This window comes from Rhodococcus sp. YL-1, assembly GCF_001942025.1.
Lineage (GTDB): Bacteria > Actinomycetota > Actinomycetes > Mycobacteriales > Mycobacteriaceae > Rhodococcus_F > Rhodococcus_F qingshengii.
The window spans coordinates 5,739,542-5,753,172 of the sequence record NZ_CP017299.1 but is presented as its reverse complement, the minus strand read 5'-3'; the positions used below and the strand labels follow the sequence as shown (position 1 = coordinate 5,753,172).

General features: G+C 62.5%; 15 protein-coding genes. 11 read left to right on the top strand and 4 right to left on the bottom strand.

Annotation, left to right across the window (positions count from 1 at the left end):
- Nucleotides 1-21 precede the first annotated feature (21 nt).
- Both BH682_RS26880 and BH682_RS26875 read left to right on the top strand, forming a co-directional pair.
- On the top strand, nt 22-468 hold the full coding sequence (locus BH682_RS26880; RefSeq protein WP_054187525.1) for a cupredoxin domain-containing protein: 447 nt from the start codon (nt 22-24) through the stop codon (nt 466-468).
- An 81-nt stretch (nt 469-549) separates the two neighbouring features.
- Entirely contained in the window at nt 550-2,340 is a 1,791-nt protein-coding gene (locus BH682_RS26875) for a CocE/NonD family hydrolase (protein WP_075834679.1), read from the top strand.
- Nucleotides 2,341-2,373: 33 nt separating this feature from the next.
- On the opposite strand, the gene paaI is transcribed toward BH682_RS26875, so the two are convergent.
- From paaI to BH682_RS26855, 4 genes are all read right to left on the bottom strand, one after another.
- Complete coding sequence (gene paaI / locus BH682_RS26870) at nt 2,374-2,742, bottom strand: hydroxyphenylacetyl-CoA thioesterase PaaI (protein WP_050794025.1); 369 nt, start codon at nt 2,740-2,742, stop codon at nt 2,374-2,376.
- Nucleotides 2,743-2,808: 66 nt separating this feature from the next.
- Nucleotides 2,809-3,120, bottom strand: a complete 312-nt coding sequence (locus tag BH682_RS26865; protein ID WP_007730606.1) for an EthD family reductase — start codon at nt 3,118-3,120, stop codon at nt 2,809-2,811.
- A 6-nt stretch (nt 3,121-3,126) separates the two neighbouring features.
- Entirely contained in the window at nt 3,127-5,169 is a 2,043-nt protein-coding gene (paaZ, locus tag BH682_RS26860) for a phenylacetic acid degradation bifunctional protein PaaZ (protein ID WP_075834677.1), read from the bottom strand.
- 88 nt (nt 5,170-5,257) lie between these two features.
- Nucleotides 5,258-5,869: a TetR/AcrR family transcriptional regulator gene (locus BH682_RS26855; RefSeq protein WP_007730612.1), complete on the bottom strand. Its 612-nt coding sequence runs from the start codon at nt 5,867-5,869 to the stop codon at nt 5,258-5,260.
- A gap of 107 nt (nt 5,870-5,976) precedes the next feature.
- Here BH682_RS26855 and BH682_RS26850 point away from each other — a divergent pair, with 107 nt between their 5' ends.
- The 9 genes from BH682_RS26850 to paaK all read left to right on the top strand — a co-directional run bounded on the left by BH682_RS26850 (nt 5,977) and on the right by paaK (nt 13,629).
- Nucleotides 5,977-6,705, top strand: a complete 729-nt coding sequence (locus BH682_RS26850; RefSeq protein WP_075834675.1) for an enoyl-CoA hydratase/isomerase family protein — start codon at nt 5,977-5,979, stop codon at nt 6,703-6,705.
- Entirely contained in the window at nt 6,702-7,559 is an 858-nt protein-coding gene (locus tag BH682_RS26845) for a 3-hydroxyacyl-CoA dehydrogenase family protein (protein WP_007730617.1), read from the top strand. Before BH682_RS26850 ends, BH682_RS26845 begins: the two co-directional genes overlap by 4 nt.
- A gap of 27 nt (nt 7,560-7,586) precedes the next feature.
- Entirely contained in the window at nt 7,587-8,372 is a 786-nt protein-coding gene (locus BH682_RS26840) for an enoyl-CoA hydratase-related protein (protein WP_029256503.1), read from the top strand.
- Nucleotides 8,373-8,464: 92 nt separating this feature from the next.
- Nucleotides 8,465-9,433, top strand: a complete 969-nt coding sequence (gene paaA, locus BH682_RS26835; protein WP_007730621.1) for a 1,2-phenylacetyl-CoA epoxidase subunit PaaA — start codon at nt 8,465-8,467, stop codon at nt 9,431-9,433.
- Nucleotides 9,430-9,747: a 1,2-phenylacetyl-CoA epoxidase subunit PaaB gene (gene paaB / locus BH682_RS26830; protein ID WP_020909477.1), complete on the top strand. Its 318-nt coding sequence runs from the start codon at nt 9,430-9,432 to the stop codon at nt 9,745-9,747. The genes paaA and paaB overlap by 4 nt, the downstream gene beginning before the upstream one ends.
- Before the next feature lie 28 nt (nt 9,748-9,775).
- Entirely contained in the window at nt 9,776-10,693 is a 918-nt protein-coding gene (paaC, locus tag BH682_RS26825) for a 1,2-phenylacetyl-CoA epoxidase subunit PaaC (RefSeq protein WP_007730623.1), read from the top strand.
- Between the two features lie 2 nt (nt 10,694-10,695).
- Complete coding sequence (paaD, locus tag BH682_RS26820; RefSeq protein ID WP_037130654.1) at nt 10,696-11,202, top strand: 1,2-phenylacetyl-CoA epoxidase subunit PaaD; 507 nt, start codon at nt 10,696-10,698, stop codon at nt 11,200-11,202.
- Between the two features lie 4 nt (nt 11,203-11,206).
- Entirely contained in the window at nt 11,207-12,286 is a 1,080-nt protein-coding gene (gene paaE, locus BH682_RS26815) for a 1,2-phenylacetyl-CoA epoxidase subunit PaaE (RefSeq protein WP_064687859.1), read from the top strand.
- A gap of 41 nt (nt 12,287-12,327) precedes the next feature.
- Nucleotides 12,328-13,629: a phenylacetate--CoA ligase PaaK gene (paaK, locus tag BH682_RS26810; RefSeq protein ID WP_042446417.1), complete on the top strand. Its 1,302-nt coding sequence runs from the start codon at nt 12,328-12,330 to the stop codon at nt 13,627-13,629.
- The last annotated feature ends 2 nt before the right edge of the window (nt 13,630-13,631 follow it).

Below are 13,631 nucleotides of genomic sequence, written 5' to 3'. Positions count from 1 at the left end.
GAACGAGCAGGAGGCGAAGCAATGAAGCGGATTCTCGCAGTGCTCGCAGCGCTGATCCTGGCGGTGTTCGCACTGACCGCGTGCAGTGACAACAACGATTCGTCGGACAACGATTCGGCCGATCACGACGGCATGGCGATGACCAGTATGCCGATGACCAGCATGCCGACCAGTATGTCGATGCCGAGCATGCCTCTGGGTATGTCGACGCCGGGAGCGTCGTCGATGGGAATCGTGATCAGCGGCTTCGAGTATTCGACACCGGAGTCGGTGATGCCTGGTCAGGTACTGACCATTCAGAACAACGACACCGTCGAACACTCGGTCACGTCCGATACGGCAGGACTGTTCAGTGAGGACATCGAGGCCGGCGAGACGGAAACCATCACGGTGCCGAACGAGCCGGGAACGTACACGTTCCACTGCACCTATCATCCGAGCATGCGCGGCACCTTGACGGTCAAGTAGAGGTCGGCTCGGTCTGGCGTGACTTTCGCGAGAAAACGTTGGCGGCACGCGCCGGATTGAGCTGGTGGAGAACAGATCCGGGTGTACGGTTTTCAGGTGCGCCGGAGAACAGCGATCAGTGTCGTCACGCTCGTGGTTTGCGCCCTCGGCTTTTCGCCGCCGGCGCTCGCGGATTCACCGAACGGCTCGTATTCGTCACAGCTGCTGTACTTCTCGGTGGATGTCGGGCCTGAACTCTCGACGCCGTGCACCGTCGTCGGTGAACTCTTTGTTCCCGATGGCGTCGACGCTGACAACCCAGCTCCCGCGATCCTGACCACCAACGGGTTCGGCGGTTCGTACAAGGACCAGATTCCGGCCCTGCAGAACTTCGCCGAGAACGGGTATGTCGGACTGACGTATTCGGGATTGGGTTTCGGCGGCACGAGTTGCAAGATCACACTCGACTCTCCCGCATACGACGGTGTCGCCGCTTCCCAGTTGGTCAGCTTCCTCGGCGGCCAAGAAGGGATTGCCTTCACGGATCAGGCTCTGACGCAGCCCTATCCGGCGCTCACCACGGTCGTTCAGGACTCCGTCGATCACACCGGTGCACCGTCGACGAACGACCCGCGGGTCGGAATGACGGGTGGCTCTTACGGCGGCGGCATTCAATTCGCCGCCGCGAGTGTCGATCCCCGCATCGACACCATCATCCCCATGATCACCTGGAACGATCTCTCGTATTCTCTGGCGCCCAACAGCACCGGGACCATCTCCGGAGTGTCGACTGCGGAGCCGGGAGCAGCGAAGGTGCTCTTTGCATCGCTGCTCTTCGGCGCGGGCATCGCGAATCCCGGTGTGGACGGTTACATCGCAGATCCCGCACGGCTACCCGGCTGCCCGAACTACGTCCCTTACATGTGCAACGCGATCGCCGAGGCAGTGGTGACCGGCGACATCGGACCGCAAGTAGTGAGTGAGCTACGAGCGTCATCGGTCTCGTCGTTCGTCGACCGGATCAATATCCCGGTACTGCTTGCTCAGGGGCAACAGGACACCCTGTTCGATCTGAACGAGGCAACCGCGACTTACGACGCGCTGAAGGATCGTGGCGTCGATGCCAAGATGATCTGGCATTCGTGGGGGCACAGCCACTTGGCCGCTGCGCCGGGCGAGTTCAGCTTCTCCGCACCCGACGAGGATACCCAGTACGAGACCGGTCGCTTCATGGACTGGTTCGATCACTACCTCAAGGACGAGAACACCGAGACCGGCCCGGAATTCGCGTATTTCCGCAACTGGATCGACTACGAGGGAAACGCGGCACCGGCCTACGCGACGTCCGACACCGTCGATGTCGGGACCGCTCGCGCCTTCCATCTGTCCGCTGACGGGGGACTGCTACCGGACGGCACGCCGGTGATACCGGGTTCGAAGACGATCGTCACCGCACCGGCTGGGCTGCCGACGGGCGTAGAGCCACTCAATATCAATCCGGCCGGAAACATTCCGAATGCACAGATTCCGGGAACCGAGGCGCTCTGGACCACTGCGCCGATGACCGAGGCTATGGACGTGGTGGGAGCCCCCACTGTGACGCTGCGTGTTGCGGCGCCCGGACAGCCGGTGGTGTTCGCGAAACTCTACGACGTGGCTCCGGACGGAACTTCCTCGCTGATCAACGGACTCATCGCGCCCATACGCATCAGTGATCCGTCGCAGCCGGTGCCGGTGACGATGCCGGCGATAGTGCACCGATTCGAGCCAGGGCATTCCGTGCGTCTCGCGATCACCGGTGGCGACATCAGTTTCCGTGGGGGACTGCAAGGTATGCCGGTGACGATCTTTGCCGACGGTTCCGGCCCCCTCGAACTTCCCGTCGTGGGCTGATACACCGTGGGCTGATACACCGTGGGCTGAATTTCAGCGGGTGATGGTTCGACTGTCGCCGCGGAACTCGGCCACGACGGTGTCGCCATTGCGAACGGTCACGTCGTAGATCCCACTTCGGCCGCCTCGAGCCTTCTCGGTGGCGATCGCGGTCAAGGTGTCGCCCAGACGGGTCGGACGCAGAAATCTGATGTCCGCGCGCGCTGCAACGGCTGAATCCTCGTAGCCGTTGCAGGCGAGCGCAAACGCGGTGTCCGCGAGCAGGAAAACATAACCGCCGTGTGTGATTCCGTGACCGTTCACCATGGTTTCGCCCACGGTGACGGTCACGGTTGCGCTACCGGGCGCCAGCTCGGAAATCTCGATACCGAGTGCCTGCGATGCCTGGTCCGCGTCGAACATCTCTCTGGCGGTGATGCTTCCTGTACTCACGAGACAACTCCTGTGTGATCGGGAAATTGCAGGGGTCTAGAGGACCGAGACAACTTCCTGGACATACATGTCGACCGTGCCGGTGGCAAAGTTTGCGACATCTTTTCCAGCGGCGCCCATCTCCGGGGACTTCAGGCCGCTCTGCATAGTCTCGAGATCGGGAAACTCGAGGTTGGCGACGGCATAGAAGACTGGATCGGAGCCGTCCAGCGTCGAGCACTTGCTGAACGTGAAGTCCGAGAGCCCTGGCACTGCGCTGGCGAGCGGGACGTGGATCTCGTTGTAGTACTTGTCGAAAGCCTCCGGATCGGTGGGGCGTCCGTAACACACTGCTACTCGATAGGTCATGTGCTTTCAATTCCCTTCGGGGCGAGTCTTGGCTACCAGAGTCAGGACGTCGTATGTCGCGACCGGATCGTTGTCCTGGTTCGTCACCACGGCGTCCCAACGAACCTCACCGTAGTCGGCGCTGCTGCGAGGTGTGATGGTCTTGGCTGTGAGGGTGACCGTCAGGCTGTCTTCGGCTTTGACCGGAGTCAGGAACCTGAGGCTGTCCACGCCGAAGTTCGCGAGAACCGGGCCGGGAGCCGGGTCGACGAACAGGCCCGCAGCGAGTGAGACAACAAGATAGCCGTGCGCGACGATGCCGCCGAAGAGTGGATTCGCCGCAGCGGCCACCGGATCGGTGTGAGCGTAGAAGGTGTCACCGGTGAACTCTGCAAAATGATCGATGTCTGCGAGTGTGACCTGGCGCGGACCGCCGACAACAGTGTCACCGATCTTCAACTCGGCGAGACTCTTTCGGAATGGATGTTCGGATCCGGTCGTGCGCTGCGATCCGGTGAACCAGCGCTCGCCGACTGCGGTGAGGACGTCGGGTGTGCCCTGTACGGCGGTCCGCTGCATGTGGTGCAGAACTCCGCGGATGCCACCCAGCTCCTCACCGCCGCCGGCACGGCCGGGACCGCCGTGTACGAGGACTGGAAGGGGAGAGCCGTGGCCGGTGGATTCCTTGGCGTCGTCGCGGTTCAGGACGAGCACTCTGCCGTGAAAAGCTGCGAGGCCCAGCACCAGTCGACGTGCGATGTCGGTGTCGGCAGTGACCACCGAGGCGACGAGGCTTCCCTCGCCATGGGCCGCGAGTTCGATCGCATGATCGATGCCGTCGTATCCGATGACGGTGCTGACGGGTCCGAAGGCCTCCAGTTCGTGTACCTCGTGCGCATTCTCTTCCGCCCGGAGAAGGACTGGGGAAAGGAAGGCTCCTGACTGGCCGTCGGCACCGACCACGTCGACGTTGTCCGGGTCTCCGAATACGATAGTTGCCGACTTCGTCAGACCGCGAATGGATTTCAAGACCTCGTCACGCTGTTCGATGCTGGCGAGAGCTCCCATAGTGACGCCATCAGCATCGGGGTGTCCCACGACCACTTTGTTCAGTCGCTCGGATGCGGCATCGACAACGGCGTCGACCAGCGAGAGCGGGACCAGGGCGCGCCGGATCGCCGTGCACTTCTGGCCCGCCTTGACCGTCATCTCGGTGACGAGTTGTTTGACGTACAAATCGAATTCGGGCGTTCCTGGTACGGCGTCCTCGCCGAGGATCGACGCGTTGAGTGAATCGGCTTCGGCATTGAAATGGACGCCCTTGCCGACGACGTTCGGGTGAGCACGCAGCGTTGCGGCGGTGTCGGCGGATCCGGTGAATGCCACTGAGTCCTGCCCGCCGAGGTGATCGAGGAGGCCCCGTGCACTACCGGAGAGCAGTTGGACGGAACCCTCCGGGAGCAAGCCTGATTCGATGATGCGCCGGAAGACGAGTTCGGTGAGATATGCCGTGGAACTGGCAGGTTTGACGATGGACGGCACCCCCGCGATGAATGCCGGTGCCAGCTTCTCCAGGAACCCCCACACCGGGAAATTGAAGGCGTTGATCTGCACGGCGACGCCGCGACGTGATGTATAGATGTGTTGCCCGAGGAAGGTTCCGCCTTTGCCGAGAGGCTCGACGTTTCCGTCCAGAAAGACTGTGCTGTCGGGCAATTCGCGCCGAGCCTTGCTCGCGTAGCTCAGCAGGGTCCCGAATCCGCCGTCGATGTCCACCCCGGAATCTCGCGTCGTCGCACCGGTGGCAGTGGAGAGTGTGTAGAACTCGGCTTTTCCTGCCATCAACGTGAGGGCGAGAGCCTTGAGCGCGCCGGCACGTTCGTGGAAGGTCATCGCGGACAGTGCAGGCCCGCCGACCTCGCGTGCATACGTAACCATCTCGGCGAGGTCGACGCCGGTTGCGGAGATCCGGGCCACCTCCGATCCGTCCACTGCGCTCGGCAACGGGGTACCTGCGTCCGGTGCGGCGTACCACTGACCGGCCACATAGCTTTCCAACAGTCTGCTCACGACAACTCCATCTCACCGTACGTTCGGTCGGTAATTACGATCGCCCGGTAACGCCGCGTTGTCAAGGATTCGGCAGAACTGCCTGGAGTCAGGCCTTGCGAAGTCCGTCGAAAGTGACGGCGACGACCGCGTCGGCGATGTCGGAGACGGACTCACCCGCTCGGGGTTTGTACCACTCGATCAGTGAGTTGACGGTGCCGAACATCAGCTTGCTGGCGAGGGCTGGTTCGATGTCCGGGCGCAAGTCTCCCTCCGCTGCGGCGGACGCGACGAGACCTCCGACGAAGTTGTCGAATTCGCGTCGACGAGCTAGCGCGGCGCGCTCGACCGTCGTGTTGCCGCGGACGCGCAGGAGCAGGGTGACGTATGGAAGCTCTGCGACCAGCACCTCTACGCTGCGCCGGACCAGGTATTCGAGCCGGTCGATGTACGGACCGGTGGTGGCGCCCTCTTCGGTCGTGACCGCAAACAGGGCGTTGAGTGCACGCGAAAGGGCGAGTTCGAGAAGTTCTGACTTTCCGGACACATGGTGGTAGATCGAGGACTTCGTGATGCCGAGTTTCTTGGCGAGCACCTCCATGCTGGCGCCGTCGTAGCCCTTGTCGTTGAACACCTTCACGGCCACGGCCAGGAGCGAATCGAGGTCGTAGCCGGGACGTCCGGGGAGGCCGGTGCGTCGAGTGGGGCGTGCCGTAGTCATGTCCCCATCTTCTCAGTTCGGGCAAAGCTGTGCACCATCCTCGTTCTCACCCTTGCCAAACGACCGAATGTTCGGTTACTAATGGAGAAGAGCGAGAAGGAGCGAATGTGAACACCCTGCACGTGGACGAGCGCGAGGATCGCGTCGTGGTCACCCTCGACAGGCCCGCGCAACGCAATGCGATCAACGCGGAAATGATCGACGAACTGCATCAGGTTTGTGGACGCCTCGAACGGGATCCGAAGCTGCTCCTGCTTGCGGGGCGCGGCGACCACTTCGCAGGCGGCGCTGACATCGCGGAGCTCCGAGAGCGCGGACGAGAGGAAGCGTTCGCGGGTATCAACCGCACGCTGTTCGACCGAATCGGAAAGCTCCCGCTTCCCACCGTGGCCGCCGTGAGCGGCTACGCGCTCGGCGGTGGGGCAGAGTTGACCTACGCCTGCGACCTTCGCATCGCGACAACGACGGCGGTCTTCGGGAATCCGGAGCCCAATCTCGGCATAATGGCAGCCGCCGGCGCCAGCTATCGACTGCCGAAGCTCGTCGGCGTCTCGATCGCGAAGCAGGTGCTCCTCGGTGCCAGGAACCTCGACGCCGAGCAGGCGCTACGAGCGGGCCTGGTTGTCGAGGTAACCGAACCGAACTGCCACGTCGACGCAGCGCATCGGCTGCTCGACCGCATTTCCCGACTGTCCCCGCTGGCACTGCGATTGACCAAGATCATCGTCGATGCGCCGGGATCGCATCCGTTTGCCAACGACATCGCCCAGGCCGTCCTGTTCGAGAGTTCGGACAAGCGCGATCGCATGACGGCCTTCCTGGAGAAGAAATCATGACTGAAGCAGTTGCACCGAAGACCGTCGGAGTCATCGGCGGTGGACGCATGGGTGCGGGTATCGCCCAGGTGTTCGCCAGTCTCGGCGGGGCGGTCACCATCGCGGAGAGTGGCGACACCGCGGCCGCGTTGCAGCGTGTTTCCGCCGGCCTCGACAGAGCTCACGAGCGAGGGAAACTCGACGACCAGGACCCCGCGACGGTGCTGGCGCGCGTGAGCACCGTGGACGCAGTGACCTCGTTGCCACCGTCGCTCGACCTGATCGTCGAGGCGGTCCCGGAAATTGCGGCCCTCAAGGTCGAGGTGCTCGCCGCTGCGGAAACCGTTGCCGGAGAAAGCACCGTGATCGCCAGCAACACCAGTTCCATGTCGATCGCCGAACTCGGCGCAGCGCTGACGGATCCGGGCCGGTTCATCGGTATGCACTTCTTCAATCCAGTCCCGGCGTCGCTGTTGGTCGAGATCGTCCGGGCGCCTCAGACCCGCCCCGAGGTTGTCGACTCGGTACGAGCATGGGTGTCGATGCTCGGCAAAGCCGAGGTGCTCGTCAACGACTCACCTGGTTTTGCAACCAGCCGACTTGGTGTCGGTCTCGGGCTCGAAGCCATCCGCATGCTCGAAGAGGGTGTGGCGGACGCGGAATCGATCGACCGAGCAATGGAATTGGGGTATCGGCATCCGATGGGCCCGCTGCGTTCGACAGATCTGGTCGGGTTGGATGTGCGCCTGGCGATCGCCGAACACCTCGCGAGCACGCTCGGTGATCGATTTGCACCTCCAGCACTGCTGCGAGAGAAGGTGGCTCGCGGCGAGTTGGGGCGCAAGACGGGACAGGGTTTTCACACATGGAGCTGAACCGAACTGCCTGCGAAAGGAACATCGATGACTGACGTGATTCGCTTGGAGATCGAGCGAGGTTTGGCGACAATCACTCTCGACCGACCCAAGGCCGCCAATGCCGTCAACGGCGAAATGAAGTCTCAGCTGCTCGAAGCGTTGCTGCAGGTTCACGCGGACGCAGAGGTTCGAGCGGTGTTGATTCTCGCCGAAGGCAAGAACTTCTGCGTCGGTCAGGATCTGGGCGAGCACGCCGCAGCGTTGGATGCTGATCCGGCGCACGCGATGGATACCGTCGAGGCGCACTACAACCCCATCGTCACGGCGCTGTCGACGCTCTCTGTCCCGGTGGTGGTGGGTATCGGCGGAGCCTGCGTCGGGGCCGGGTTGGGAATCGCGTTGGCCGGAGACATCCGTGTCGTGGGGGCTCGCGCGAGCTTTGCGACGGCATTCACCGGCATCGGTCTGGCCAGTGACTCCGGGCTCAGTCATGCGCTCGTGCACGCGCTCGGACCTAGCCGCGCCAGTGGCCTGATGTTGCTCGGCGACAAGTTCGACGCGCAGAGCGCGCTGGAGTGGGGCTTGGTTCATCGCGTGGTGGCCGACGAGGACGTCGCAGCTGAGGCTCGGGTACTCGCGCGTCGGCTTGCCGACGGACCCACCGCGGCCTTCGCCCACGTGAAATCGCTGATCCGTGCCGTTGCTCCTGGGCTTTCCCAGACGCTGGCGGCCGAGGCGAACGCACAGGTGGAGCTGGGTTCCACGGCAGATCATCGAGGCGCAGTCACGGCTTTCCTGTCGAAGCAGAAGCCGGTTTTCGAGGGTCGCTGATTTCTGGTGCGGCGAAAGATTCTCTTGTGTGCTGGGACACCTCGGTGCATACTAGTTACCAACCGATCATTCGGTAATAAAAGGTAGGTACGATGACCAACGTGGAAGCTCCACAAGACCTGCAGAACCTGTTCGACGAGACGATCGCGGCAGACCAGCGCATCGAGCCTCGCGACTGGATGCCGGACGGCTACCGCAAGACTCTGATCCGCCAGGTCGCCCAGCATGCGCATTCCGAGATCATCGGAATGCAGCCCGAGGGAAACTGGCTCACCCGTGCGCCTTCGTTGCGACGCAAGGCGATCCTGATGGCGAAGGTCCAGGACGAAGCCGGGCACGGTCTGTATCTCTACTCCGCGGCCGAGACGCTCGGTGCCGATCGTGGCGATCTGACCACCAAACTGATCGAGGGAAAGCAGAAGTACTCCTCGATCTTCAACTATCCGACGCTGACATACGCCGACGTGGGTGTGATCGGCTGGCTGGTCGACGGAGCTGCCATCTGCAATCAGGTTCCGCTGTGCCGCAGCTCCTTCGGGCCGTATGCGCGCGCGATGATCCGTGTGTGCAAGGAGGAATCGTTCCATCAGCGGCAAGGCTTCGAGCTGTTGGCGACGATGATGCGCGGCACGGAAGCTCAACGGGCAATGGTGCAGGAAGCCGTCGACCGATGGTGGTGGCCCGCTCTGATGATGTTCGGACCGCCGGACGACGAATCGCCGAACACCGAGCAGTCGATGAAGTGGCGCATCAAGCGGCACACGAACGACGAACTGCGGCAACGATTCGTGGACATGTCGATACCGCAGGCCGAGATACTCGGTGTGACCTTCCCTGATCCCGACCTGCGCTGGAACCCCGAGCGTGGCGCACACGATTTCGGCGAGCCGGACTGGAGCGAATTCATGGACGTGGTCCGCGGCAACGGAGCGGCGAGCGTCGAGCGGATCACCAATCGGAAAGCCGCACACGACAACGGGGCCTGGGTTCGCGACGCCGCGTACGCCTTTGCACAGCGCGAGAGACTCGCGCACGATCGCACGACTGGGGAAACATCATGAGCGAGAACGATCAGGTACAGGGCGATCAGGTGCGGGGCGAATGGCCTTTGTACGAGGTATTTCTGAGGGGAAAGCGCGGACTGAACCACGTGCACGTCGGATCCCTGCGCGCGGCAGACGACCAGATGGCGTTACGCCACGCGCGCGACGTCTACACCAGACGTAACGAAGGCGTGAGTATCTGGGTCGTGCCATCCGCGAAAATCGTGGCTTCGAGTCCGGCAGAAAAGGATCCGTTCTTCGCGCCGAGCGGCGACAAGGTCTACCGGCACCCGACTTTCTACGACATCCCGGACTCCGTTCCGCACATGTGAGAATCACTTCGACTTCGAGGACCAACAGATGAACGATCACGACAGTGCCTACGACGGCCTGGTCGACGGTGACGGCCACGGTCAGTGGGCGTTCGGAACGAGCTTCGACGACCCCCTCGCCGGCGTCGACACCACGGTGCCAGGCGATGTCGATCTCGGTGCGCTGGCGCGCTACTGCCTCATGCTCGGCGACGACGCGCTCGTCAGTTCGCAGCGACTCGCCGAATGGTCGACGCGGGCACCGGAACTCGAAGAAGAGGTAGCTCTCGCCAACGTCGGCCTGGACTTGATCGGGCAGGCCAGGCTGCTGCTGGCTCGCGCGGCAGCAGCCGATTCCACTGTGGTTCCGTTCATCTCCGATACGTCACCGGTGCCGGCTGAAGATGCGCTTGCCTTCTTTCGTGATCAGTTCGGTTTCCGCAACGTGAGACTGGTGGAACTCGCCAACGGCGACTTCGCGCACACGGTCGTTCGGCTACTCGTGTTCTCGACCTGGCGGCTGGCGCTGTTCGATCGGCTGCGCATGTCGCGCGATCCGGTTCTCGCAGCTGTGGCGAACAAGGGCGTCAAAGAACTGACCTATCACCGCGACTACGCGGCAAGATGGGTCGTCACCTTGGGCGCCGGCACGGCAGAATCCAAGCGTCGGACGGCCGACGCCTTGCTCGAGATCTTCCCGTTCGTGGACGAACTCTTTGTTCCCACTCAGGACGAACTCGTCTTGGCAGAAGTTGGCGTCGGAGTGGACCCGCGTACTGTTCGGCCGGAGTTCGACGCTGTTCTTGCCCAGGTCCTCCATGCAGCCGAAATGGAAGAGCCCCCTTCGCGTTTCTCCGGTTTCGTCGGCGGCCGCGGCGGGCGTGCCGGACTGCACACCGGGGCACTGGGGCTACTTCTCGCCGAAATGCAGAGCGTCGCTCGGGAGCATCCGGAAGGGGTGTGGTGACCGTGACTGCCGCTACCGTCTCTTCCGCGCAGGAGATCGTCGCCTCGGTGATGGATCCGGAGATGCCACTGTTGACCTTGGCCGATCTCGGCGTCATCCGATCGGTCGACGTCGAAGCGAACTTGGTCTGTGTGACAATCACTCCCACCTATTCCGGGTGTCCGGCGATGGCGACGATGCGAGACGACATCGAGCACAAGCTGACCGACGCGGGGTACGGCAGCGTCCAGATCAAGACTCAACTGTCGCCGCCTTGGAGTTCGGATTGGATCAGCGAAGAGGGGCTCGCGAAACTTCGGACGGCCGGGTACTCGGTGCCGGGGGCCGCGCCGCGTCGCACCTCCGGCCCGATCGCCTTGACCTTGACGGCCAAGCCGCGCGACATCCTGTGCCCCCAGTGCGGTTCGGCAAACACCAGACTGAGTTCGGAATTCGGTGCGACCCTGTGCAAGGCGCTCTATCGCTGCCTCGACTGCCTCGAGCCGTTCGATCACGTGAAGGAGATCTGAACAGATGAGTACCGCAACGACGAACCGGAACAAACCATTTCACCCGTTGACGGTCGCCGGTGTCGAATCACTGTGCGACGACGCAGTTGCCGTCACCTTCGACGTGCCTGCCGATATCGCCGATCAATTCGACTTCGGCGCCGGGCAGTCACTGACACTGCGGCGGATGATCGACGGCGTCGAACACCGTCGCTCCTACTCGATCTGTGCACCGGTAGGGGCGTCTCCACGGGTGGGGGTTCGCGAAGTAGCAGACGGACTCTTCTCCTCCTGGTTGGTGCGAGACGTCAAGGCCGGGGATCGAATCGACGTCCAGGGCCCATCTGGCAATTTTGTCGCCGATCCGGCATTGGGTGGACGGCACGTTCTGATCGCGGCGGGCTCCGGAATCACGCCCATGTTGTCCATCGCTGCAACACTGCTGGTGAACCCCGAGGCCGATGTCACCCTGCTGTACGGGAACAGGCGCACCCGTTCGGTCATGTTCGCCGAAGAAATCGCCGACCTGAAGGACCGGTACGGTGCACGCCTGGACGTTATTCATGTTCTCTCTCGCGAGCCGCGCGAGGTCGAGTTGTTCTCGGGCCGTCTCGACGCCGACCGGTTGCGTGAGATCTTCACCTCTCTCGTTCCGTGCGACCAGGTCGACGGCTTCTGGTTGTGTGGTCCGTTCGGGATGGTCAACGATGCCCAGGAAGTACTGGCCGGCTTGGGAATTGCCAAGGATCGCATCCATCACGAGCTGTTCTACGTCGACGACGTCGCTCCGCCGGTTGCAGTGCATCGTGAGCGCGGAATTGTCGGACCGAGCAGCGAGGTGACTATTACTCTCGACGGTCGATCGACCACCGCGACACTTCCGCGAGACCAGTCGATTCTCGATGCAGCGGAACAGTACCGATCGGATCTGCCCTTCGCGTGCAAGGGCGGGGTCTGTGGAACGTGTCGCGCCAAGGTCACCTGCGGTGACGTCGAGATGCGCAGGAACTACGCACTCGAAGACTACGAAGTCGACGCGGGTTTTGTACTGACCTGCCAGACCTTCCCTGTCGGTGAACAGATAACAGTCGATTTCGACGCTTGACCGCCCGCACAGCGCCCTCACTGAGCCCACCGGAGACAATCATGACCGAACTCGCCACTGCTACATCGCAAGACATCGAATTTGCCAGTCGGGACCGCATTTCGACGCTCCAACTCGAGCGGATGCAATGGTCCCTGATGCACGCGTACACCAATGTTCCGCACTACCGCAAAGCTTTCGACGACGCCGGCGTCCACCCGAGCGACTTGAAGGATCTGAGCGATCTCGCGAAGTTCCCCTTCACCACCAAAGCGGATCTACGTGAGAACTATCCGTTCAAGATGTTTGCAGTGCCCCAGGACCGGGTCTCGCGAATTCACGCGTCTTCGGGGACCACCGGTCGCCCGACGGTGGTGGGGTACACGAGCAACGACCTGAACAACTGGGCCGATCTCATCGCGCGCAGTCTCTCGGCCGGCGGCGTGCGGTCTTCGGACAAGGTTCACGTGGCTTACGGGTACGGTCTGTTCACCGGTGGATTGGGAGCACACTACGGTGCGGAGCGCTTGGGCTGCACGGTCATTCCCATGTCCGGTGGCATGACCGAGCGGCAGATTCAACTGATCGAGGACTTCGAGCCCGACGCCATCATGGTGACTCCGTCGTACATGTTGACCATCGTGGATGCGATGATCAAGAAAGGCATCGATCCCTCGAAGACCTCACTGAGGGTGGGAGTTTTCGGAGCGGAGCCGTGGACCGAACAGATGCGTACCGAGCTGGAACAGCAACTCGACATGCATGCGGTCGACATCTACGGACTCTCCGAGATCATGGGCCCGGGTGTGGCAATGGAATGTGTGGAAACCAAAGACGGGCTCCATATCTGGGAAGACCACTTCTACCCGGAGATCATCGATCCGGTCACGGGCGAAGTGCTGCCGGACGGTGAAGAAGGTGAGCTGGTTTTCACCTCTCTCACCAAGGAAGCGCTGCCCATCATTCGCTACCGAACCAGGGACCTGACCCGTCTGTTGCCCGGTACGGCGCGCTCGATGCGTCGGATGCAGAAGGTCACCGGCCGGACCGACGACATGATCATCCTGCGTGGGGTCAATCTGTTCCCCACACAGATCGAAGAGCTGATCCTGACCGTCCCCGCCCTGGCACCCCAATTCCAGTGTGTGCTCGAGCGTCCGGGCCGGATGGATACTCTGACAGTGCGCGTCGAGGCTCGCCCTGACGCGGCAATTTCCGATCATGCGGCAGCGTCTTCGGCGTTGCAGAAGCTGGTGAAGAACAAGATCGGTGTCACGGTCGAGGTGAGCGTTCTCGAACCCGGCGGACTCGAACGCTCGATCGGCAAAGCGCGTCGTCTGATCGACCAACGTCCGAAGGACTGAAA

Coding starts and splice junctions, on each gene's coding strand:
- paaC (WP_007730623.1), top strand. CDS start 9,776: ATGAACGATCACGACAGTGCCTACGACGGCCTGGTCGACGGTGACGGC.
- BH682_RS26845 (WP_007730617.1), top strand. CDS start 6,702: ATGACTGAAGCAGTTGCACCGAAGACCGTCGGAGTCATCGGCGGTGGA.
- BH682_RS26880 (WP_054187525.1), top strand. CDS start 22: ATGAAGCGGATTCTCGCAGTGCTCGCAGCGCTGATCCTGGCGGTGTTC.
- paaA (WP_007730621.1), top strand. CDS start 8,465: ATGACCAACGTGGAAGCTCCACAAGACCTGCAGAACCTGTTCGACGAG.
- paaE (WP_064687859.1), top strand. CDS start 11,207: ATGAGTACCGCAACGACGAACCGGAACAAACCATTTCACCCGTTGACG.
- paaB (WP_020909477.1), top strand. CDS start 9,430: ATGAGCGAGAACGATCAGGTACAGGGCGATCAGGTGCGGGGCGAATGG.
- BH682_RS26840 (WP_029256503.1), top strand. CDS start 7,587: ATGACTGACGTGATTCGCTTGGAGATCGAGCGAGGTTTGGCGACAATC.
- paaI (WP_050794025.1), bottom strand. CDS start 2,742: ATGTTCGACGCGGACCAGGCATCGCAGGCACTCGGTATCGAGATTTCC.
- BH682_RS26855 (WP_007730612.1), bottom strand. CDS start 5,869: ATGACTACGGCACGCCCCACTCGACGCACCGGCCTCCCCGGACGTCCC.
- BH682_RS26865 (WP_007730606.1), bottom strand. CDS start 3,120: ATGACCTATCGAGTAGCAGTGTGTTACGGACGCCCCACCGATCCGGAG.
- paaK (WP_042446417.1), top strand. CDS start 12,328: ATGACCGAACTCGCCACTGCTACATCGCAAGACATCGAATTTGCCAGT.